The 20472-nt window shown below is 73.1% G+C and carries 19 protein-coding genes; 8 read left to right on the forward strand and 11 right to left on the reverse strand.

Annotation, left to right across the window (positions count from 1 at the left end):
- Positions 1-2: 2 nt before the first annotated feature.
- The 3 genes from ACFV1L_RS06260 to ACFV1L_RS06270 all read right to left on the reverse strand — a co-directional run bounded on the left by ACFV1L_RS06260 (position 3) and on the right by ACFV1L_RS06270 (position 5914).
- Positions 3-1721: a SpoIIE family protein phosphatase gene (locus ACFV1L_RS06260; protein ID WP_380363372.1), complete on the reverse strand. Its 1719-nt coding sequence runs from the start codon at positions 1719-1721 to the stop codon at positions 3-5.
- A 57-nt stretch (positions 1722-1778) separates the two neighbouring features.
- Complete coding sequence (locus tag ACFV1L_RS06265) at positions 1779-2516, reverse strand: class I SAM-dependent methyltransferase (RefSeq protein ID WP_380363374.1); 738 nt, start codon at positions 2514-2516, stop codon at positions 1779-1781.
- Positions 2517-2941: 425 nt separating this feature from the next.
- A complete protein-coding gene (locus tag ACFV1L_RS06270) occupies positions 2942-5914 on the reverse strand; it encodes a BTAD domain-containing putative transcriptional regulator (RefSeq protein ID WP_380363376.1) in 2973 nt (990 codons plus the stop codon).
- Positions 5915-6122: 208 nt separating this feature from the next.
- Between ACFV1L_RS06270 and ACFV1L_RS06275 the strand changes: the two genes are divergently transcribed.
- Positions 6123-6341, forward strand: coding sequence for a hypothetical protein (locus ACFV1L_RS06275; protein ID WP_380363378.1), 219 nt, complete (start codon positions 6123-6125; stop codon positions 6339-6341).
- Between the two features lie 66 nt (positions 6342-6407).
- Here the strand turns inward: ACFV1L_RS06275 and ACFV1L_RS06280 are convergent, their stop codons facing one another.
- On the reverse strand, positions 6408-8069 hold the full coding sequence (locus ACFV1L_RS06280; protein WP_380363379.1) for a fumarate hydratase: 1662 nt from the start codon (positions 8067-8069) through the stop codon (positions 6408-6410).
- A 190-nt stretch (positions 8070-8259) separates the two neighbouring features.
- Between ACFV1L_RS06280 and ACFV1L_RS06285 the strand changes: the two genes are divergently transcribed.
- Both ACFV1L_RS06285 and ACFV1L_RS06290 read left to right on the forward strand, forming a co-directional pair.
- The gene (locus tag ACFV1L_RS06285; protein ID WP_380363381.1) at positions 8260-8991 is read left to right on the forward strand and encodes a DUF1707 domain-containing protein; all 732 of its coding nucleotides are present in this window, start codon (positions 8260-8262) and stop codon (positions 8989-8991) included.
- Positions 8992-9233: 242 nt separating this feature from the next.
- Positions 9234-9590, forward strand: coding sequence for a WhiB family transcriptional regulator (locus ACFV1L_RS06290; protein ID WP_380363383.1), 357 nt, complete (start codon positions 9234-9236; stop codon positions 9588-9590).
- Between the two features lie 85 nt (positions 9591-9675).
- On the opposite strand, the gene glpX is transcribed toward ACFV1L_RS06290, so the two are convergent.
- Positions 9676-10716 carry a class II fructose-bisphosphatase gene (gene glpX / locus ACFV1L_RS06295; RefSeq protein ID WP_380363385.1) on the reverse strand — a complete coding sequence of 347 codons (1041 nt, stop codon included), beginning with the start codon at positions 10714-10716 and terminating at the stop codon, positions 9676-9678.
- A gap of 183 nt (positions 10717-10899) precedes the next feature.
- Between glpX and ACFV1L_RS06300 the strand changes: the two genes are divergently transcribed.
- Positions 10900-11427, forward strand: coding sequence for a DUF4245 domain-containing protein (locus tag ACFV1L_RS06300; RefSeq protein ID WP_380363386.1), 528 nt, complete (start codon positions 10900-10902; stop codon positions 11425-11427).
- A gap of 68 nt (positions 11428-11495) precedes the next feature.
- Here the strand turns inward: ACFV1L_RS06300 and ACFV1L_RS06305 are convergent, their stop codons facing one another.
- Both ACFV1L_RS06305 and ACFV1L_RS06310 read right to left on the reverse strand, forming a co-directional pair.
- The gene (locus ACFV1L_RS06305) at positions 11496-12089 is read right to left on the reverse strand and encodes a malonic semialdehyde reductase (protein ID WP_380363388.1); all 594 of its coding nucleotides are present in this window, start codon (positions 12087-12089) and stop codon (positions 11496-11498) included.
- Between the two features lie 134 nt (positions 12090-12223).
- Positions 12224-12454, reverse strand: a complete 231-nt coding sequence (locus tag ACFV1L_RS06310) for an exodeoxyribonuclease VII small subunit (protein WP_380363390.1) — start codon at positions 12452-12454, stop codon at positions 12224-12226.
- 61 nt (positions 12455-12515) lie between these two features.
- Here ACFV1L_RS06310 and ACFV1L_RS06315 point away from each other — a divergent pair, with 61 nt between their 5' ends.
- A complete protein-coding gene (locus ACFV1L_RS06315; protein WP_380363392.1) occupies positions 12516-12995 on the forward strand; it encodes a GNAT family N-acetyltransferase in 480 nt (159 codons plus the stop codon).
- Positions 12996-13006: 11 nt separating this feature from the next.
- Here the strand turns inward: ACFV1L_RS06315 and ACFV1L_RS06320 are convergent, their stop codons facing one another.
- The 3 genes from ACFV1L_RS06320 to ACFV1L_RS06330 form a co-directional block, all read right to left on the reverse strand.
- On the reverse strand, positions 13007-13573 hold the full coding sequence (locus ACFV1L_RS06320) for an RNA polymerase sigma factor (protein WP_380363394.1): 567 nt from the start codon (positions 13571-13573) through the stop codon (positions 13007-13009).
- Between the two features lie 167 nt (positions 13574-13740).
- On the reverse strand, positions 13741-14955 hold the full coding sequence (xseA, locus tag ACFV1L_RS06325; RefSeq protein ID WP_380363395.1) for an exodeoxyribonuclease VII large subunit: 1215 nt from the start codon (positions 14953-14955) through the stop codon (positions 13741-13743).
- Between the two features lie 105 nt (positions 14956-15060).
- Positions 15061-16434 carry an APC family permease gene (locus ACFV1L_RS06330; protein ID WP_380363396.1) on the reverse strand — a complete coding sequence of 458 codons (1374 nt, stop codon included), beginning with the start codon at positions 16432-16434 and terminating at the stop codon, positions 15061-15063.
- Between the two features lie 75 nt (positions 16435-16509).
- Between ACFV1L_RS06330 and ACFV1L_RS06335 the strand changes: the two genes are divergently transcribed.
- On the forward strand, positions 16510-17484 hold the full coding sequence (locus ACFV1L_RS06335; RefSeq protein ID WP_380363398.1) for a 4-hydroxy-3-methylbut-2-enyl diphosphate reductase: 975 nt from the start codon (positions 16510-16512) through the stop codon (positions 17482-17484).
- A 170-nt stretch (positions 17485-17654) separates the two neighbouring features.
- Positions 17655-18413, forward strand: coding sequence for a polyphosphate--glucose phosphotransferase (ppgK, locus tag ACFV1L_RS06340; protein ID WP_380363400.1), 759 nt, complete (start codon positions 17655-17657; stop codon positions 18411-18413).
- Between the two features lie 164 nt (positions 18414-18577).
- Here the strand turns inward: ppgK and ACFV1L_RS06345 are convergent, their stop codons facing one another.
- On the reverse strand, positions 18578-19153 hold the full coding sequence (locus ACFV1L_RS06345) for a DUF6542 domain-containing protein (RefSeq protein WP_380363401.1): 576 nt from the start codon (positions 19151-19153) through the stop codon (positions 18578-18580).
- Between the two features lie 178 nt (positions 19154-19331).
- Between ACFV1L_RS06345 and ychF the strand changes: the two genes are divergently transcribed.
- Entirely contained in the window at positions 19332-20405 is a 1074-nt protein-coding gene (ychF, locus tag ACFV1L_RS06350) for a redox-regulated ATPase YchF (protein ID WP_380363403.1), read from the forward strand.
- Positions 20406-20472 lie beyond the last annotated feature (67 nt).

Below are 20472 nucleotides of genomic sequence, written 5' to 3' on the forward strand. Positions count from 1 at the left end.
GATCAGAGGCGCTGCTCGAACCAGACCACCTTGCCGGCGCCCAGCCGGGTCGCACCCCAGCGGTCCGCGCACCGGGCGACTATCTGCAGGCCGCGCCCGCGCTCCTCGTCCGGTCCGGCCCGGCGGGTGCGCGGCAGCGCCGGCGAGTCGTCGCCGACCTCGCAGCGCAGCAGCGTGGTGCGCACCAGGCGGAGCGTGACCGGCCGGGTGGCGTGCCGGATCGCGTTGGTGACCAGCTCGCTGACCATCAGCTCGCAGTTCTCCCGGAGGTGGTCCAGGCCCCAGTGGTGCAGCGCGTGCCCGGCCAGCCGGCGGGCCCGGCCCGGGGTCTCGTGCCGGGGCTGGAGGTCCCAGAAGGCGACGTCGTCCGCCGGAATGCCGTCGAAGGCGGCCGCCAGCAGCGCGATGTCGTCGGCCCGGTCGCCCGGCGGCAGGATCCGCAGCGCCTCCTGGCACAGCTGCTCGGGCGTGAGCCGGTGCGCGCCCTCCAGCCGGGCCCGCAGCAGTTCCAGGCCGGTGCCCAGCGGGCGGCGGCGGGTCTCCACCAGGCCGTCGGTGAACAGCAGCAGCGCCGAACCGGGCGGCGCGGGGAACTCCACGGAGGTGAAGTCCACCCCGCCGACGCCGATCGGCGCGCCCGGCGGCAGGTCCAGCAGCTCGCTGGAGCCGTCCGGGCCGACCAGCACCGGCGGCACGTGACCGGCGTTCGCTATCACCACCCGGCCCCCGATCGGGTCGTACACCGCGTACACGCAGGTCGCCAAGTGGTGCTCGCGGCCCAGGCGTTGGGCCTGCTCGTCGAGGTGGTACAGCACCTCGTGCGGCGGCAGGTCCAGGCCCGCCAGGGTCTGCGCGGAGGTGCGCAACTGGCCCATCACCGCGGCGGAGGTCAGCGAATGGCCCATCACGTCGCCGGCGATCAGCGCCACCCGGTTGCCCGGCAGCGGGATCGAGTCGTACCAGTCGCCGCCGACCTGCGCGCCGCGCTCGCCCGGCAGGTAGCGGTGCGCCAGCCGCACCCCGTGCGGCTGCGGCAGGTGCGCGGGCAGCATCGACCGCTGCAGCTCGTCGGCGATCTCCCACTCGCGGGTGTAGCGCAGCGCGGTGTCCACGGCCAGGCCCGCGTGGGTCGCCAGGTGCGCGGCCGTCGCGGTGTCCGCCGGGTCGAACGACACCGGGGCCCCGTCCGCCGCCGGCCGCCGGATCAGCAGCAGCATGCCCAGCGCCGCCTGCCGCCCGTGCAGCGGCAGCGCCAGCAGCGCCGTCCCCGCGGGCAGCCGGCCCAGCGCCCGGGCGCCGAGCAGTTCCGCGGCCAGACCGCCGCGCTGCCCGTCGAGCACCGTCGGACCGTGCGGGGCGCGCCGCTCCAGGGCGCGCTCCAGCACGCTGCCGGGCAGCACCGGGCGCAGCCCGCCCCGGCGGCCCAGCCGGGTGCCGCAGGTGTGCCGAACCCGCAGGGCCTGCGGGCGGCCGAGGTCGCGCTCCACGTCCGGCACCGGGTCGCGCACCAGCACGACCAGGGCGTCGGCGAGTTCGGGCACCAGGACGCGGCCCAGGTTGCGCAGCGTGGCCGTCAGGTCGAGCGCGCTGTTGATCCGCCGGGCCGCACCGTCCAGGTACGCCAGGCGCTCGGCCAGCCGGAGCCGCCCGTCCGCCGGCGGATGCCGCTGGACGGGTACGGCGGGCTGCTGCCCCGCCAGAGGCTCCAGGTGGTCGCGCACGGGCTGCCCGATTCTGTGCAGATGTGGAGGAAGTCGGAGACGGAGACCGACGCGGAGTCAGTCGGTGCGCCGACAGCGCAGGTACAGCTGGGTCTCCGGCGGCATCGCCGAGCCCGCCGGGGCGTACGTGTGACCGTCCACCGCCTCCACCGCGAACCCGGACCGCTCCAGCAGCCCGACCAGTTCCTCGCGCGGGTACCCGCTGACCCGGATCTCCCGGTCCAGGAACGGCAGCGGCGCGTCGTCCAGGTCCGCCTCCACCATGCCCAGCGCCAGCAGGCCGCCCGGGCGCAGCAGTTCACGGATCCGGCCGAGTGCCGCGGCGATCTCCGCCCGGGGCAGCATCAGCAGCGAGAAGAACGCCGCCGCGCCGTCCAGCGACCCCGCCCCGGCCGGGCCCAACTCCGGCACGCCCCAACGCTTCTCGGCCTCGACACCGGCCAGGTCCAGCACGTCCATCCGGTGGAACCGGGCGTCCGGCACCGCCGTGCGGGCCTGCGCGAGCATGCCCTCCGACAGGTCGACGCCGATCACCCGCAGCCCGCCGTCCACCAGCTGACGGGCCGTCGGCTCGCCGGCGCCGCAGCCCACGTCCAGCACCAGGGCACCGGCCGGCAGCTGCTCCACCAGCCAGCCCGCGCAGGCCAGCTGCCCCGACCTGGCCGGAAACACCTCCTGGTAGCGCGCACCCATCGCGTCGAACGCGGCGGCCTGGCCCGCACGTTCGGCCCGGCGGCCCTCCCCGTCGGACGCCCCGGCGGCGTCGCCGGGGACAACAGTCTGTTCGTCCGTCACGATGATCTGGGCACCTCTCCCGCGCGCGTCCTGCGACACCCGTAGTGGTCCGCACACCACTCCCGACCCTGGCCTACGAGAATAAACGCGATCACCGCACCGTGGAGTCCGTTTCCGGCCAACTCGTAACCCGTTGGGCGAATATCGCCCGCCAGGGGAAGCACACCGGTGCCCGCCAAGGCGCACGCCACCACCCCGCGCGCCGCACAACGCGCTCCCACCACGCCCCTGACCAGGACAGATGCCCGATCAACGGCGCTGCCGCAGACGTTTATCGAACGTCAATTGCCGCCTGGCAGAGTTTCCTCAGCGCCGGGGAAGCGTCAAAGCGTTCCCGCAGCCGGGGGGCTGCGGGGACGCCGACGCCCCGGGGGGACAGGCCTTCGCCAGGGGGGACCAGGGGGGTACCACGGGGGAGCGAAGGCCTACGGCGCAGGGGGAGGGGAAGGCTCGGTGTGCCGCGAGTCGATGAGGTCCTGCACGGGCTGGGCCTCGGGCACACCGAGCCGAGTGAACACGGTCAGCGCCTCCTGCAGACACGCCAGTCCGCGGGAGGGCTGACCGAGTTCGAGCAACGCCTCACCCAGTGCCGCGTTCGCCATCCCCTGGCAGTACGCCGCCTCGATCTCCTGAGCGATCGACAACGACTCCTCCGCCGCCTCCGCCGCCGCCGCGAACTGGCCGTCCGCCAGCAGGCAGGCCGCGAGCCGGGCGAGCGAGTAGCCCTCCCAGATGGGGTGCTGATGGTCACGGTACAGCTGGTGCGCCTCGCGGAGGTGTATGGCCGCCTCACCGGGTTCGCCGGTCGAGCGCAGGACGACGCCCAGTTGGTAGAGGGTGTCCGCCAGGCACGGCACGTTCCCGGACGCCCGGGCCGCCGTCACCGCCGCACGCGCGGCCTCCTCCGCCTCCTCGTGCCGGTCCAGCCCGACGTAGCAGCGCGCCATGTTGCCGAGCATCCGGGCCTCGCTGATCGGCGCGTCGAGTTCGGCCACGAGCAGGCGGGCCTGCTCGTAGAACGGCAGCGCCTCGGCCGGCCGACCCGTCATGACCAGGACTATTGCCATGTTGTAGGTCGTGACCACCCGCACCATGCTGGCCCGCTCGGTCGGCTGGAGCGCCAGACTGGCCGCCAACGCCTCCTCGGCCTCGGTGAGTTCGGCCGCCACCTGGTGCATGTGGCCGAGCGCGTAGTGCACGCGGGCCAGGGTCCCCGCGTCGTTCCGGGCCGCAGGGTTCGCCGCGGCGGCGTGCAGCACGCTGCGGATGCGCGGGGCGAGCGACGGGTCCTCGACCACGCTGGTCATGCTCTGGAGGATCTCCACCGCGGGCTGCACCAGGTCCAGGGGGGCGCTGGCCGCCGCCTCGACAGCGCCGAGCAGCACCGCGACCTCCGACCGGAGCCACTCGCGGGCCGTGGCCGTGCCGGAGAACGGCAGGCCGGGCGCCTGGGCGGTGCGCAGCGCCTCCATCGGCTCGTCGTCGGGTTCGAGCACGTGCACGGCGTTCTGGATGGTGGCGTGGAGCAGGTCCAGCAGTCGCAGCAGCGCCGCCTGCTGGTTCTCCGCGTCACCGGTCTTGACGTTCTGCCGCTGCGCGTAGAGGCGCAGCAGGTCGTGGTAGCGGTACCGGCCGGGGGTGAAGCACTCCAGCATGTTCGCCTCGACCAGGGCCTCCGCCAGGTCTTCGGCCTGCTGTTCGGCGGTGCCGAGCAGGGCGGCGACGGCCGCCAGCGGCAGGTCCGGCGAGTCCACCAGCGCGAGCAGCCGGAACGCCCGGGCCTCCTCGGGCTGGAGCTGGGCGTAACCGAGCCCCAGGGTGGTCTCCAGGGCGAGGTTGCCGAGCTGGAGCTCCTGGAGCCGGTTGCGCTGGTCCGCTAACCGCCGGGCGAGGTCCGAGACGCTCCACCGCGGCCGGCTGGCCAGCCGGGCGGCGGCGATCCGGACCGCCAGCGGCAGGAATCCGCACGAGGTCACCACCTGGAGCGCGGCCTCGGGTTCGGCGGCCACCCGTTCGACGCCGACGATCGCGGAGAACAGCGCCAGCGCCTCGTCCGGCGTCAGTTCCTCGATGTCCACCAGGTGCGCGCCGGGGATCTCCGCCAGCCGCGAACGGCTGGTCACCATCACGGCGTTGCCGGAGACGCCCGGGATCAGCGGCCTCAACTGCTGGGCGTCGCGCGCGTTGTCGAGCAGGATCAGCATGCGCTTGTCGGCCAGCAGGGAGCGGTACATCGCGGCGCGCTGGTCGAGCGAGTCCGGGGCCTCCGGGCATCCGAGGGCGTGCAGGAAGTCGCCGAGCACCACGGTCGGGTCGGCCGGGGACGCACCCGCGCCGCGCAGGTCCACGTACAGCTGCCCGTCCGGGAAGTCCGGTCGCAGCGAGTGCGCCACGTGCACCGCGAGGGTGGTCTTGCCGACGCCGCCGATGCCGGCCAGCGAGGTGACCACCACGGCTTGGCCGGAACCCGCCCTCAGCACGTCCCGGAGCTCGTTGACCAGCTTGCTGCGACCGGAGAAGTCCGATACGTCGGCCGGGAGTTGGGCCGGAGGAACGAAGGAGGCGGAATCCTCCCCGGCGACCTTCGGCGGGGCGGCGAGCACCGCCATCAACTCCGGGTCCCCGGCCAGGATGCGGCCGTGCATCGCGGCCAGCGCGGTGCCGGGCTCGACGCCGAGTTCCTCGATCAGCAGCTTCCGGGTGTCCGCGTAGACGCCCAGCGACTCGGCCTGCCGGCCGCTCCGGTACAGCGCCAGCATCAGCAGCTCGCGCAGCCGCTCGCGCAGCGGGTGGGCGGTGGCCAGCGAGTTGAGCTCGGAGACGACATCGGCGTGCAGGCCGATCTCCAGCGCCATCGCGCAGCGCTCCTCGGCCACCGCGAGCCGGCGCTCCGTCAACCGGTTGCGCTGCGACTCGGCGTAGGGCCCGGGCACTCCGGGAAGCGGGCGTCCGCTCCACAGGTCGAGCGCCGAGACCAGCCCGTCGTGAGCGGCGCGGAAAGCTCCCTCGGCGCGCGCGTTCGCGGCCTCCGCGACGCGCTGCTCGAAGACCGCCAGGTCCAGGGAGTCCGCCGAGATCCTCAGCGCGTACCCGTCGCTCACCGAGACCAGCACCTCGGCGGGCTTGCGGACTTCGCGGTTCGGCTCCAGCACCGAGCGCAGCCGGGAGATGTAGGTGCGCAGCGCGGCGACCGCCTGCGGTGGGGTCCGGTCGCCCCAGATGCCGTCCACCAGGTCGTCGGTGGCCACCGGCCGGCCCTCGCCGAGCAGCAGGGCGACCAGGACCGCCTGCTGTTGCGGCGATCCGAGCGCCAACGGAGTGTCACCACGCCACGCCTGGACAGGGCCGAGCACTTGGAAGCGCAACGCCTCGGCGGAGCGCGTGCCCTGAAGCTCCATGTCCTCCCCTGTGGCCGATGAACCGTCTGTCCCCCACCCTGACGCCGGTCGTGTGGAGGCGTCAGCTTATGAGGGTGCGAGCAAACGTCCACCAAGCGGATGCGCGGCACGACGTTTATGAGACATTTAGCGACCCCTACGATACTGGCCCGACGCCCGGGGAGATTCGTCCGGGTGATCCATCCTCAGCTGAAAGGCGGCCCACCCCATGGCCGATGAGACCACGACCCTCGTTCCCGAGGCCGAGCGGACCGGCGCCCCGGTCGAGCACCTCGCCGAGCCCACCGACCAGAACGCGATCGAGCGCGCCTTCGAGGTGCTGGCCGGCCAGCCGGCGGCCCCGGCCGTGGAGCGCGTCGAGGAGCCGGTCGCGCCGAACGACGACGAGAAGTTCGAGCCGCTCGGCACCATCCCGAACACCCCGTGACCGACGTCCGCACACTCAGACCGAGCCCCGACCCTCACCGGCCGGGGCTCGTCCCGTTCCGGGGCGTCACTGCGCCGAGCGCACCCGCAGGTTGGTGATCAGCGGACCGTCGGTCACCTCGGCGAAGAAGTCGTTGCCCTTGTCGTCGACGACGATGAACGCCGGGAAGTCCTCGACCTCGATGCGCCAGACGGCCTCCATGCCGAGCTCGGGGTACTCCAGCACCTCGACCTTCTTGATGCAGTCCTGGGCGAGTCGCGCGGCGGGGCCGCCGATCGAGCCGAGGTAGAAGCCGCCGTGCTCGTTGCAGGCCTTGGTGACCTGCTTGGAGCGGTTGCCCTTGGCCAGCATCACCATGGAGCCGCCCGCGGCCTGGAACTGGTCGACGTAGGAGTCCATCCGGCCGGCCGTGGTGGGGCCGAAGGAGCCGGACGCGTAGCCCTCGGGGGTCTTCGCGGGGCCCGCGTAGTAGACCGGGTGGTCCTTCATGTACTGCGGCATGCCCTCGCCGGCGTCCAGCCGCTCCTTGATCTTGGCGTGCGCGATGTCGCGGGCGACGACCAGCGTGCCGGAGAGCGAGAGCCGGGTCTTCACCGGGTACTTGGAGAGCTGCTCGCGGATCGCGGCCATCGGCTGGTTGAGGTCGACCCGGACCACGTCGCCGTCCAGGTGGGCGTCGGTGGTCTCCGGCAGGTACTTCGCCGGCTCGGTCTCCAGCTGCTCCAGGAACACGCCCTCGGCGGTGATCTTGCCGAGCGCCTGGCGGTCGGCCGAGCAGGAGACGGCCATCGCGACGGGCAGCGAGGCGCCGTGCCGCGGGAGGCGGATGACGCGGACGTCGTGGCAGAAGTACTTGCCGCCGAACTGCGCGCCGATGCCGATCTTCTGGGTGAGTTCGAAGACCTTCTGCTCCAGCTCCAGGTCGCGGAAGCCGTGGCCGGTCTTCGCGTCGCCGCCGGTCGGCAGGTTGTCCAGGTAGTGCGCGGAGGCGTACTTCGCGGTCTTCAGGGCGAACTCGGCGCTGGTGCCGCCGACCACGATCGCCAGGTGGTACGGCGGGCAGGCCGCGGTGCCCAGCGAACGGATCTTCTGCTCCAGGAAGCTGAGCATCGACGACTCGTTGAGGATCGCCTTGGTCTCCTGGTACAGGTACGACTTGTTGGCCGAGCCGCCGCCCTTGGCCATGAACAGGAACTTGTAGGCGTCCCCGTCGGTGGCGTACAGCTCGATCTGGGCCGGCAGGTTGTTGCCGGTGTTCTTCTCGTCCCACATGGTCACCGGGGCCATCTGGGAGTAGCGCAGGTTCAGCTTGGTGTACGCGTCGTACACGCCGCGGGCGATCGCCGACTCGTCCTGACCGGACGTCAGGACGTTCTGGCCGCGCTTGCCCATCACGATCGCGGTGCCGGTGTCCTGGCACATCGGGAGGATGCCGCCGGCCGAGATGTTGACGTTCTTCAGCAGGTCCAGCGCCACGAAGCGGTCGTTCGGGCTGGCCTCCGGGTCGTCCAGGATGCGGCGCAGCTGGGCCAGGTGGGCCGGGCGCAGGTAGTGCGAGATGTCGTGCATCGCCTCGGCGGTGAGCAGCCGCAGGGCCTCCGGCTCGACCTGCAGGAAGGTGCGGCCGCCGGCCTCGAAGGTGGAGACGCCCTCGGAGGTGAGCTTGCGGTACGGGGTGGTGTCCGCACCGAGCGGGAGCAGGTCGCGGTAGGCGAACTCTGAAGCCATGGGGGAGATCCTTCAGTTCTTTCGGCGTCGTCGACGAGGCACCCTCCAGGTTAGGCGCACGGCGCACGGGCCCGGCGCTCAGGTCGGCCTGCGTGACAGGGGTCACGCCCGTCCGGTCCGCGGCCGCGCCGCCACCCGCTTTGCGTCGAACCGCCGTTCGGTTCCCGGGGCGGCTCGCTAGGCTTGTGACGTGGACAACTCTCCCGCGCAGCAGCCGCAGGGCCAGCCGCCCGCCCCGATGCAGAAGAAGGAGCCCGCGACGGCTCCCGCCCCCACCGACCTGGCCGCCGAGCTCCGGGCCGCCGACGCCGACCGCGAACGCGTCGCCGACCTGCTGCGCGACGCCTACGCGGAGGGCCGGCTCACCGCCGACGAGCACGCCGAACGGATCGAGGCCGCCTACAGCGCCCGCACCTTCGGCGAGTTGGAGCCGCTCACCCGCGACCTCCCCAGCCACCCGGGGCCGATCCGCCACAACCTGACCAAGGCCCCGCTGGACGCCCCGGCGCCCGCGCCGCAGCCGCAGCTGCCGCCGGCCCGGGCCGAGGCGCCGACCATGCTGGCGGTGTTCGGCGGCGCGGCCCGCAAGGGCCGTTGGCGGGTCGGCTCGCACCTGAAGGCCGTCGCGGTGTTCGGCGGCATCGAGATCGACCTGACCGACGCGGTGTTCGAGTCGCCGGAGGTCGTCATCGAGGTGTACGCGGTGTTCGGCGGCGTCGAGATCCGGGTGCCGGAGAACGTCAGCCTGCAGGGCGGCGGCGCGGGCATCTTCGGCGGCTTCGAGGTCCGCGAGCAGACCGCCCCGGACCCGTACGCGCCGGTGGTGCGCCTCAAGGGCGCGGCGGTGTTCGGCGGTTGCGAGGCCAAGCCGAAGCGCGGCAAGAAGCTCAAGGAGTGGGTCCGCAAGCAGCTCGACGGCTGACCTGCGGCGATCCGACGTACCGTCAACTCGCCTGGCGGCACTCGCCGTTGTTCCGAGTGCACTGGGTAGTCGATTGCGTGCGGTGTGCATGAATCCGCGGGCGGCGGGGTAGTTCCAATCGCACATCGTTCCTGTACGGCTGTGACCCCGCGGGTCGGCGACGGTGCCACGGCGAGGGAGCACGGGGCAGTCGGGCAGGAGGCGACCGATCCCCGAGCCTTTGAGCCTGGTCAGGAGTAACCGTGCTGCATCCGATCGAGTCCACCGCCGCCGCCCGCCGCCCCGCGGCCCAGCCGGATCCGGACGACAGCCCCTGGCACACCTCCGCCGCCTGCCGCAGCGACGAGGCCGGGCTGTTCTTCGCTCCGTCCAAGGAGCCGACGGCAGCCCGGCTCTCCCGCGAGGAGCACGCCAAGCGCGTCTGCGCACGCTGCCCGGTGCTGCTGGAGTGCCGCGAGCACGCGCTGGCCCAGCCCGAGCCGTACGGCGTGTGGGGCGGGCTGACGGCCGCCGAGCGCCGGGTGGTGCTCGCCCGCCGGCGCCGCCGGGACGCGGAACTGCTGGACGCCAGGCGCCTGACGGAGCGGATAGCGGGCTGAGGCCGACGCGGGCCGGGGCACTGGGGTCTTCCCCAGCGCCCCCGAACCCGCGGGTCCGGGCTCGGCGGGCCCGGACGCCCCCGGCTCAGTTGGCCCGGTCGAAGTCGATCGCGCTGTAGGCCCGCAGCTTGGACAGCTTGTGGGTGGAGTCGATCTGACGGATCGTCCCGCTCTTGGAGCGCATCACCAGCGACGAGGTGGTGGCGGTCTCCGAGCGGTAGTGGACGCCGCGCAGGAGCTCGCCGTCGGTGATGCCGGTGGCGACGAAGAACACGTTCTCGCCGCTGACCAGGTCGTCGGTGTGCAGCACCCGGTCCAGGTCGTGCCCGGCGTCGAGCGCCTTCTGCCGCTCCGCGTCGTCCTTGGGCCACAGCCGGCCCTGGATGACGCCGCCCATGCACTTCATCGCGCAGGCCGCGATGATGCCCTCGGGCGTGCCGCCGATGCCCATCAGCAGGTCGACGCCGGTGCCCTCGCGGGCCGCCATGATCGCGCCGGCCACGTCGCCGTCGGAGATGAACTTGATCCGGGCGCCGGCCTCGCGGATCTCCCGGACCAGGTCGTCGTGGCGGGGCCGGTCGAGGACGACGACGGTGACGTCCTCGACGGAGGTGCCCTTGGCCTTGGCGACCCGGCGGATGTTGACGGCCGCGGGGGCGGTGATGTCGACGAAGTCGGCGGCCTCGGGGCCGCAGACCAGCTTGTCCATGTAGAAGACCGCGCTGGGGTCGAACATGGTGCCGCGGTCGGCGACCGCGAGGACCGCGACGGCGTTGTTCATGCCCTTGGCGGTGAGCGTGGTGCCGTCCACCGGGTCGACCGCGACGTCGCACTCGGCGCCGGTGCCGTCGCCGACCCGCTCGCCGTTGTACAGCATCGGGGCTTCGTCCTTCTCGCCCTCGCCGATCACGACGACGCCGTTCATCGAGACGGTGGAGACGAGCGTGCGCATCGCCTTCACGGCCGCGCCGTCGGCGCCGTTCTTGTCGCCCCGGCCGACCCACCGGCCGGCGGCCATCGCGGCGGCCTCGGTGACCCGGACCAGTTCGAGGGCCAGGTTGCGGTCGGGGGCTTCCGGCGCGACCTCCAGGGCGCTGGGAAGGTGGTGCGGGTACTGCGTGGTCATCGTCGTTACCTCTCTGTACGCGACGGCCAGTCAGCACCGGGTCGCGGAGGGTCACCGGCGCTGCTACGAGGGTTGCTGCGATCGTATCGGCAGGTGGGACGGGTGTCTGTGGCGCACTCCTCGCGCACGGCGGCGGGCCTCCCGGTGCACCGGCGTTCCGTAAGCGCCGCCTACCATGGGCGGGTGGCAGCAGACAGCAGCAAGAGGGGCCGCCAGACGGTACGGGACATGGTCCTGTCGATGGCGGCGGTCGGCGTCGTGGTGGCGGTCGCGTACTTCAGCATCCCGAGCGCGGACGGCAACAGCGGCGTGCACCCGGTGCCGTACCAGGCGGAACTGGCGTCGGCGAAGCGCGCCGCGCCGTACCCCCTGCTCGGCCCGCAGGCGCTGCCCGCCGGCTGGCAGGCCACCTCGGTGACCTACAGCCCGAACGACAAGGGCCACGCCGTGTGGCACCTGGGCTTCAGCACCGCCTCCGGCCAGTACGCGGCGATCGAGCAGAGCGACGGCAAGGCCGACGAGGTGGTCGCCAGGAACGTGCCCGGCGGCAAGCCGGACGGCAGCTCCACGGTGGCCGGCCAGGACTGGCAGCGGGTGCAGGGCGACCGCTACCGGGCCCTGACCCGCCCGGCCGGCAGCACCGGCACCACGGTGCTCACCGGCACCGCCTCGTACGAGGAGCTCGCGCAGCTCGCCGAGTCGCTGAAGTAGCGCACCGGGACACGCGGAAGGCCCCCGCCGGGAACGGCGGGGGCCTTCGCAGTGGCCGGGCCGGGGGCTCAGACCGTGGTGACGACCTGGTCGTAGGCCAGACGCGGGCCGCGCGGGAACCAGGCGTCCTCGCCGGGCTTGCCGATGTTGACGACGGCCAGCACCGAGTGGTCGCCCTCGCCGAAGAACTCCTTGTCGATGCCCTCGGCGTCGAAGCCGGTCATCGGGCCGGCGGCCAGGCCGGCGGCGCGCACGCCGATGATGAAGTACGCGGCCTGCAGGGCGCCGTTCAGCGCGGCGGAGGACTCGCGGACCGGGCGCTCGCTGAAGAACATCTCCTTGGCCTGCGGGAAGTGCGGCAGCTGCGACGGGAGCTCCTCGTGGAACTCGTTGTCGGCGGCCAGGATCGCGACCAGCGGCGCGGTGGAGGTCTTGGCCTTGTTGCCGTCCGCCATGTGCTTGACCAGGCGGGCGCGGCCCTCCTCGGAGCGGACCAGGACGATGCGCAGCGGCTGCTGGTTGAAGGCGGTCGGGCCGAACTTGACCAGCTCGTAGATCGCCTGGATCTGCTCGTCGCTGACCGGCTCGTCCGTGAAGGTGTTGGCGGTGCGGGCCTCGCGGAAGAGCAGGTCCTGGGCGGCGGCGTCGAGGGCCAGGGTCATGACGTTGTCCTACCTCAAAGCTGGGGGGCGGATCCGGGAGTGCGGCGGGCGCCGCACAGTCCCGTCCAACTTCGATGAAAGTTAAACCATTCCCGGACGTGGATGTGATCCGCGCCACACCTGCGCCCCGCGGCTCACTCGCCGGCGGACTCCTCGGCCGCCAGCGCCGCGTCCAGCCGGGCCCGGGCGCCGTCCAGCCAGCGCTGGCACACCTTCGCCAGCTGCTCGCCGCGCTCCCACAGCGCCAGCGACTCCTCCAGCGTCGTCCCGCCCGTCTCCAGCCGCCGCACCACCTCCAGCAGCTCGTCCCGCGCCTGCTCGTACCCGAGCACCTGCTCGGCACCCGCACCCTGCTGATCAGCCATGCCGCCCAGGGTAGGCGCTCGTCCCGACAAACCCCTTGCGCCCCGTCCTACGCTGCCGAGCATGAGCACCCCACGCCCGGCCCGGCCCGAGGACGCCGCCGAACTGGTCCGACTCCGCACCCTGATGTTCGAAGCCATGCAGGGCGAACAGCGCCCCGGTCCCTGGCAGGACACCGCACAGGACCTGGTGGCCCGTCAGCTCGCCGAGCCCGACCGCCGCCTGCAGGCCTACGTGATCGACGACCCCGACCGCCCCGGACGGCTGGTCAGCTGCGCCGTCGGCACCCTGGAGCAGCGGCTGCCCGCCCCCGGCCACCCCGACGGCCTGTTCGGCTTCGTCTTCAACATCTGCACCGACCCCGGACACCGCGGCCGCGGCCACGCCCGGGCCTGCACCGAGGCGCTCGTCGCCTGGTTCGACGAGAACCGCGCCACCCGGATCGACCTGCACGCCACCGAGGGCGGCGAGAGCCTCTACCGCAGCCTCGGCTTCCGCGAGCACTCCACCGCGCTCTCCCGCCAGCGGCTGCTCGCCGACTGATCCGCCGTCACCTACCGGGCCGGCCTGGTCAGCGAGCGGCGCAGGCTCAGCCGCGCCCGGTAGGTGAGCGTCTTCACCGCGCCCACCCGCAGCCCGATCCGGTCGGCGATCTCCGGCGAGCTCAGCCCGTCCCAGTACCGCAGCCGCACCACCGCCCGCTGACGCTCGGTCAGCCCGGCCAGCGCCGCGCACACCCGGGCCGCCTCCGCCGCCGCGATCACCGACTCCTCCACCCGCACCCCCGAGTCCCGGTCGGCGACCGCCGCCACCGCCGACTCGCTCCGCGTGGAGCGGCGCTTCTCGTGGTCCAGCAGCACGTGCCGGGCGATCGTGAACAGCCACGCGCCGAGGTCCGTGCCCGTCCACCGGAAGCCCCGGATCCCGGCTATCGCGCGGACGAAGGTGTCCTGCGCCAGGTCCTCGGACAGCGGACGGCTCCCGGTCCGGCGCAGCAGGTACGCCAGCACCGCGCCGTGGTACTGCCGGTAGATCTCCGCCCACGCCTCGCCGTCCCCGCGCTTCGCGGCCTCGATCAGCGCGGGCGGCACCACCGGTCGCCGTGGCGGGAATTCCTCCATGCGAACCTCCGGGAAAGCTCCGGAAATGGGAAGGTCCGTCACCCTAGGACCCGGTTCGCACCCCTGCAACCGATTCGCGGAAAAGGTCCGCGAACACCCCGGAACACCCGCCCCGGAGGGGGCTCGCGGCCGTCCGCGCAAGCCGCCCCGCGCGCCCCGACGGGCCGTCAGCCCTCTTCCGCCACCCGCACACCGAACGCGCCGCCCGCCACCCGGGCCCGCAGCGCCTCCCCGTCCGCCAGCAGCGCCGGATCCGTCACCACCGCGCCGTCCGCGCGCTGCAGCACCGCGTACCCGCGCTCCAGCGTCGCCAGCGGCGACAGCGCCACCACCCGGGCCAGCGCGTGCCCCAGATCGGTCTGCGCGTGGTCCAGCCGGTGCCCCAGCACCCGCCGGGCCCGCTCCACCAGCGCCGTCACCTCCGCGCCGCGCGCCGCCACCGCCTCGGTCGGCGCCGCCAGCGCCGGCCGGCTGCGCACCGACGCCAGACCCGCCTCCTCCCGGTCCACCCGGTGCACCACGTACCGCCGCGCCCGGTCCCGCAGCTGCCGCACCCGGGCCAGCTCCTCGCCCACGTCCGGCACCACCCGCTTCGCCGCGTCGGTCGGCGTCGACGCCCGCAGGTCCGCGACGAAGTCCAGCAGCGGCTGGTCGGGCTCGTGGCCGATCGCGCTCACCACCGGCGTCCGGGCCGCCGCCACCGTCCGCACCAGCTCCTCGTCGGAGAACGGCAGCAGGTCCTCCACACTGCCGCCGCCGCGGGCCACCACGATCACCTCCACGTCCGGGTGCGCGTCCAACTCCCGCACCGCCGCGCACACCTGACCCACCGCCTGCGGACCCTGCACCAGCACGTTCCGCACCTCGAACCGCACCGCCGGCCAGCGCCGCCGGGCGTTCTCCAGCACGTCCCGCTCGGCGGCCGAACCGCGGCCCGTCACCAGGCCCACACAGCCCGGCAGGAACGGCAGCGGCTTCTTCCGGGCCTCCTCGAACAGACCCTCGGCGAACAGCTTCCGCTTCAACTGCTCCAGCCGTGCCAGCAGTTCGCCCAGTCCGACGAGCCGGATCTCGGACGCCCGCAGCGACAGCGTGCCGCGCGCCGTGTACCACTCCGGCTTCGCCAGCACGATCACCCGGGAGCCCTCCTGCACGGCGTCCGCGACCTGCTCGAACACCGAGCGGAAGCACGTCACCGTCAGCGAGACGTCCCGGCCCGGGTCGCGCAGCGTCAGGAACACCATCCCCGCACCCGGCCGCCGGGACAGCTGCGCGATCTGCCCCTCCACCCACACCTCGCCCAGCCGATCGACCCACCCGCCGATCAGCGCCGAGACCTTCCCCACCGGCAGGGGTGCTTCCGGACTGCTCGCATTCGCCATCCCCCGAGGCTATGCGAACGAAGGGACAAGGAACCGCGCGACCGGGAACGCACCCGCGTCCGCGAGAACGCGCCGCAGGACGACGACCCGCCCGTGATCGCGCCGCTACGGACGCGGCGTGCGCCCGTCGCCCGGCTCCCCGCGTCCCCGACGACGCTGCGCCACCAGCACCAGCAGCCCCACCGCCAGCCAGACCCCGCCCACCACCAGTGCCGTGTGCGAAGCCTCGACCAGCACCGCCACGATCACCGCCACCCCCAGCATCGGCACCACCCCGTGCCGCAGCCAGTCCCGCGAGCCGCCCCGCACCACGTACCAGCCGACCACCGAGGCGTGCAGCAGCACGAACGCGGTCAGCGCGCCGACGTTGACCACCGAGGTGAGCTGGTCGAGCCCGTCGTCGCGCCGGGCGGCCCAGACCGCCGCCACCAGCGTGATGACCGCGGCCGTCAGCAGGGCGCGCCGCGGGACGGACGACCGCGCCTCGACCACGCCCAGCAGTCGCGGCAGCCGCCCCTCCCGGCCCATCGCGAACACCAGCCGCCCGGCCGCCGCCTGCCCGGCCAGCGCCGCGAACGCCGCACCGATCGCCTTGGACGCCGCGATCAGGACGTGCAGCCAGTGCCCGACGGCGGCCTCCACGGTGTCGTAGAACGCCGTCCCCTGCGCCGCCGGATCGGCGGCCAGCTCGGCGGGCGCGGTCGGCTCCAGCACCGCCGCCAGGTAGGTCTGCGCGACGAACAGCAGACCGGCCACCGCCAGGCACCACAGCACCGCCCGGGCGACGGCGGCCGACGCGCCCACCGCCTCCTCGACGAAGGACGCGATCGCGTCGAAGCCGAGGAAGGACAGCACCGCGACCGACACCGCCGACAGCACCGCCGTCAACGAGAACCCGCCGATTCCCCCGAACGGGGAGCCCCAGCTCCGGGCCGCGCCGTGCAGGGCGAGCTCCACCGAGGCGGCGACCACGAACACCGCCAGCACCAGGATCTCCATCGCCAGCACCGCGAAGCCCACCACGGCCGCCGTCCGCACCCCGATCAGGTTGAGCGCCGTGGTGACCAGCACCGCCAGCACCGTCCACACCCACCGGGAGACGTCCGGCACCAGCGAGTTCAGCGCGATCCCGGAGAACAGGTACGCCACGGCCGGGATCAGCAGGTAGTCCAGCATCGCCATCCACCCGGCGACGAACCCCGGCCCCTCGCCCAGCCCGGCCCGCGCGTACGCGAACACCGACCCGGCCCGCGGCACCGCGCGCACCATCTCCGCGTACGACACGGCGGTGAACCCCATCGCCACCGTGGCCACCAGGTACACGGCCGCCACCGCGCCGTGGCTCTTCGCGTCCAGCACGCCGAACACGCCGACCGGCGCCATCGGGGCGATGAACAGCAGCCCGTACACCATCAGATCGCGCACCCCGAGAGTGCGCCGCAGTTCCGTCGTCCGCGCCTGTGCGTTCACCCTTGCCATTCCACCCCGCGCCGCGCCCGCGGCACGGCGGCGACGCGCGTCCGAGCCCGCCCGACTCGCCCGTACGATGGAGCCATGTCCACCAGTGCTCAGCGCCGTGTCCTGCTCGCCGCCCCCCGTGGCTACTGCGCGGGTGTCGACCGCGCCGTGATCGCCGTGGAGAAGGCCCTGGAGCAGTACGGGGCGCCCATCTACGTCCGCAAGCAGATCGTCCACAACAAGTACGTCGTGCAGACCCTGGAGAAGCAGGGCGCGATCTTCGTCGACGAGACGGAGGAGGTGCCCGAGGGCTCGATCGTGGTGTTCTCCGCGCACGGCGTCGCCCCCTCGGTCCACGACGAGGCCGAGGCCGGCAAGCTCGCCACCATCGACGCGACCTGCCCGCTGGTCACCAAGGTGCACAAGGAGGCCCGCCGGTTCGCCGACGAGGACTACGACATCCTGCTGATCGGCCACGAGGGCCACGAGGAGGTCGTCGGCACGATGGGCGAGGCCCCGGACCGGATCCACCTGGTGGACGGCGCCGAGGACGTCGCCAACGTGAAGATCCGCGACGAGTCCAAGCTGGTCTGGCTCTCCCAGACCACCCTCTCCGTGGACGAGACCATGGAGACCGTCGGCGCCCTCAAGGAGCGCTTCCCGCTGCTGGTCTCCCCGCCCAGCGACGACATCTGCTACGCCACCCAGAACCGCCAGGTCGCCGTCAAGCAGCTCGCCCCCGAGGCGGACCTGCTGATCGTGGTCGGCTCCAAGAACTCCTCCAACTCGGTCCGCCTGGTCGAGGTCGGCCTGGAGTACGGCGCCAAGGCCGCCCACCTGGTCGACTTCGCCGACGAGATCGACCTCGCCTGGCTGGAGGGCGTGCAGACGGTCGGCCTGACCAGCGGCGCGTCCGTGCCGGAGATCCTGGTCGAGGGCGTCCTGCAGCTGCTCGCCGCGCACGGCTTCGAGGACGTCCAGATCGTCAAGACCGCCGAGGAGCACCTCACCTTCTCGCTCCCCAAGGAGCTCCGCCGCGACCTGCGCGCCGAGGCCGCCGGCAAGGTCTGAGCCCCCGTCAGCCCCGTTCGACGCCCGGACCCCCTCTCCCGAGGGGGCCGGGCGTCCGCCGTGCGGGCGGCGACCGTCCGGGAACGGCTGCGCCCGCCCCCGCGCGCCCGTACGTTGGTGCGAGAGCAGGCGGGCAGCGGACGCCCCCGGCGGTACGGAAGGCGACGGCAGTGACGACGGTCTTCGGCGTGGACATCGGCGGGTCGGGCATCAAGGGCGCACCGGTCGACCTGGACAGGGGCGTGCTCGCGCAGGAGCGGCACAAGGTCCTCACCCCGCACCCGTCCGGGCCCGACGCGGTGATCGACGCGGTGTGCGAGGTCGTCCGGCACTTCGACCACCGCGGATCGGTCGGCCTGACCTTCCCCGGCGTGGTCGTCGACGGGCACACCCGCACCGCCGCCAACGTCGACAAGGGCTGGATCGGCCTGGACGCCGCCACCCGGTTCAGCGAGGCCCTCGGCATGCCCGCCACCGTGGTCAACGACGCCGACGCGGCCGGCCTCGCCGAAGTCACCCACGGCGCCGGGCGCGGCCGCTCCGGCGTCGTCCTGCTGCTCACCTTCGGCACCGGCATCGGCAGCGCGCTGTTCTCCGACGGCGTGCTCGTCCCCAACACCGAACTCGGCCACCTCGAACTGCGCGGCAAGGACGCCGAACGGCGCGCCTCCTCCGCCGCCAAGGAACGCCACGACCTCAGCTGGTCGCAGTGGGCCGGACGGGTCGACGAGTACCTCGACCTGGTCGAGATGCTGTTCTCCCCGCAGCTGGTGATCGTCGGCGGCGGCGTCAGCCGCAAGCACGAGAAGTTCCTGCCGCTGCTCAAGGAGCGCCGCGCCGAGGTGGTGCCCGCCGAACTCCGCAACGACGCGGGCATCGTCGGCGCGGCGATGGCCGCCGGCCGGCAGCCGTTGACCGCCGGGCGGTGACCGCTGTGCGTTGCGCGCTGACCGTTGACCGCCGGGCGGTGACCGCTGTGCGTTGCGCGCTGACCGTTGACCGCCGGGCGGTGACCGCTGCGCGCTGACCGCCGGGCGCTGACCGTTGACCGCCGGGTCCGAGCGGCCGGGCCGCTGCGCCCCCGCGGTGCGGGCTACCTGGGGCGGTGGCGGCGGCGCTGGGCGACGTAACGCGCGGTGACGATCGCGGCGGCCAGGCCGGTACCGGTGAACAGCCAGCCCGCGCGCAGCGCCAGCCCGCCGGCCAGCGCCACCACGTGGCCGGTGATGCCGTTCGCGGCGTCCGGCTGCAGCAGCACCAGCGCTGCCGCGAACGCGATCGGCCCGCAGATCGGCGCCGCCGGCAGGTCCGGGTACCGCACCCGCACGGCCAGCTGGAAGCACACCACCAGATAGCCGAGCCCGAACAGCACCCCGAGCCCCCCGAACACCAGCCGGTCCACCGCCGCGAACACCAGCGTCCCGGCCACCGCGGCCACCCCGGTGCCCACCGCCGTCAGCCGGGCCGGCGGGCCGCCGGCGCGCTGCCGACGGGCCGTCAGCAGCCGCTGCAGCACCTGCAGGGCCGGCGGACCGGTCCGGCCGCCGGAGGCCGACCGCAACCTGGACTCGGGGGGCCCGCTCTGCCCCGGAACGGCGGCCTCGGCGGCGCCGCGCCCCGGCGCTCGTCTCCTCGGCCCTGGCGGCTGGGTACGGATGCTCTGCTCCACCCGACCAACGTACGGTCCGATCATCGACACCCTGTGTAATGGCCGCCGAGCAATTGGTCCGTGTCCGGCCGGTGCGCGCCCCACCGCGCTGCCTCGGGCCCCCGCACGCCCCGTAGACTGGGGGATCGGCCCGTACGGGCCACCTCGACGCCCTCCAAGCCACGGGACACCACTCTCCATGTCGCTCACGATCGGAATCGTCGGCCTGCCGAACGTCGGCAAGTCGACCCTTTTCAACGCCCTGACCAAGAACGACGTGCTGGCGGCCAACTACCCGTTCGCCACCATCGAGCCCAACGTGGGCGTCGTCGGTGTCCCCGACCCGCGGCTGGACAAGCTCGCCGAGATCTTCGGCTCGCAGCGCATCCTGCCCGCCACCGTCGACTTCGTGGACATCGCCGGCATCGTCCGCGGTGCCAGCGAGGGCGAGGGCCTGGGCAACAAGTTCCTCGCCAACATCCGCGAGGCCAACGCGATCTGCCAGGTCGTCCGCGCCTTCACCGACCCCGACGTGGTCCACGTGGACGGCAAGGTGTCGCCCAAGGACGACATCGACACCATCCACACCGAGCTGATCCTCGCCGACCTGCAGACCATCGAGAAGGCGCTGCCCCGGCTCCAGAAGGAAGCCCGGCTCAAGAAGGACACCGCCCCCGTCCTCGCCGCCGCCGAGGCCGCGCAGGCCATCCTCGAAACCGGCAAGACCCTGTTCGAGGCGGGCTTCGACACCACCCTCGTCCGCGACCTCCACCTGATGACCGCGAAGCCGTTCCTCTACGTCTTCAACGTCGACGAGGACGCCCTCTCCGACGAGGACTTCAAGAACGCCCAGCGCGCCCTGGTCGCCCCCGCCGAGGCCATCTTCCTCAACGCGAAGATCGAGTCCGAGCTGATCGAACTCGACGACGACGAGGCCCTCGAACTCCTCCAGTCCATGGGCCAGGACGAGCCCGGCCTCGCCACCCTCGCCCGCGTCGGCTTCGCCACCCTCGGCCTGCAGACCTACCTCACCGCCGGCCCCAAGGAAGCCCGGGCCTGGACCATCAAGAAGGGCGCCACCGCCCCCGAGGCCGCCGGAGTCATCCACACCGACTTCCAGAAGGGCTTCATCAAGGCCGAGGTCACCTCCTTCGACGACCTCGTCGCCACCGGCTCCATCGCCGAGGCCCGCGCCAAGGGCAAGGCCCGCATCGAAGGCAAGGACTACATCATGCAGGACGGCGACGTGGTGGAGTTCCGCTTCAACGTCTAGACACGAGGTCACCTGAGCAAGTCAGAAGGGGCCGGACGCGGTAGCGTCCGGCCCCTCGGCGTATCTG

Origin of the sequence: Kitasatospora sp. NPDC059646 (genome assembly GCF_042734615.1) — a bacterium.
Classification (GTDB): domain Bacteria; phylum Actinomycetota; class Actinomycetes; order Streptomycetales; family Streptomycetaceae; genus Kitasatospora.

Bases quoted from the DNA above. Each gene is read 5' to 3' on its own strand.
- xseA (WP_380363395.1), bottom strand. From the start codon at position 14,955: ATGGCGAATGCGAGCAGTCCGGAAGCACCCCTGCCGGTGGGGAAGGTC.
- ACFV1L_RS06305 (WP_380363388.1), bottom strand. From the start codon at position 12,089: ATGACCCTGGCCCTCGACGCCGCCGCCCAGGACCTGCTCTTCCGCGAG.
- ACFV1L_RS06330 (WP_380363396.1), bottom strand. From the start codon at position 16,434: ATGGCAAGGGTGAACGCACAGGCGCGGACGACGGAACTGCGGCGCACT.
- ACFV1L_RS06275 (WP_380363378.1), top strand. From the start codon at position 6,123: ATGGCCGATGAGACCACGACCCTCGTTCCCGAGGCCGAGCGGACCGGC.
- ACFV1L_RS06270 (WP_380363376.1), bottom strand. From the start codon at position 5,914: ATGGAGCTTCAGGGCACGCGCTCCGCCGAGGCGTTGCGCTTCCAAGTG.
- ACFV1L_RS06315 (WP_380363392.1), top strand. From the start codon at position 12,516: ATGAGCACCCCACGCCCGGCCCGGCCCGAGGACGCCGCCGAACTGGTC.
- ychF (WP_380363403.1), top strand. From the start codon at position 19,332: ATGTCGCTCACGATCGGAATCGTCGGCCTGCCGAACGTCGGCAAGTCG.
- ACFV1L_RS06310 (WP_380363390.1), bottom strand. From the start codon at position 12,454: ATGGCTGATCAGCAGGGTGCGGGTGCCGAGCAGGTGCTCGGGTACGAG.
- ACFV1L_RS06280 (WP_380363379.1), bottom strand. From the start codon at position 8,069: ATGGCTTCAGAGTTCGCCTACCGCGACCTGCTCCCGCTCGGTGCGGAC.
- ACFV1L_RS06335 (WP_380363398.1), top strand. From the start codon at position 16,510: ATGTCCACCAGTGCTCAGCGCCGTGTCCTGCTCGCCGCCCCCCGTGGC.
- ACFV1L_RS06320 (WP_380363394.1), bottom strand. From the start codon at position 13,573: ATGGAGGAATTCCCGCCACGGCGACCGGTGGTGCCGCCCGCGCTGATC.
- glpX (WP_380363385.1), bottom strand. From the start codon at position 10,716: ATGACCACGCAGTACCCGCACCACCTTCCCAGCGCCCTGGAGGTCGCG.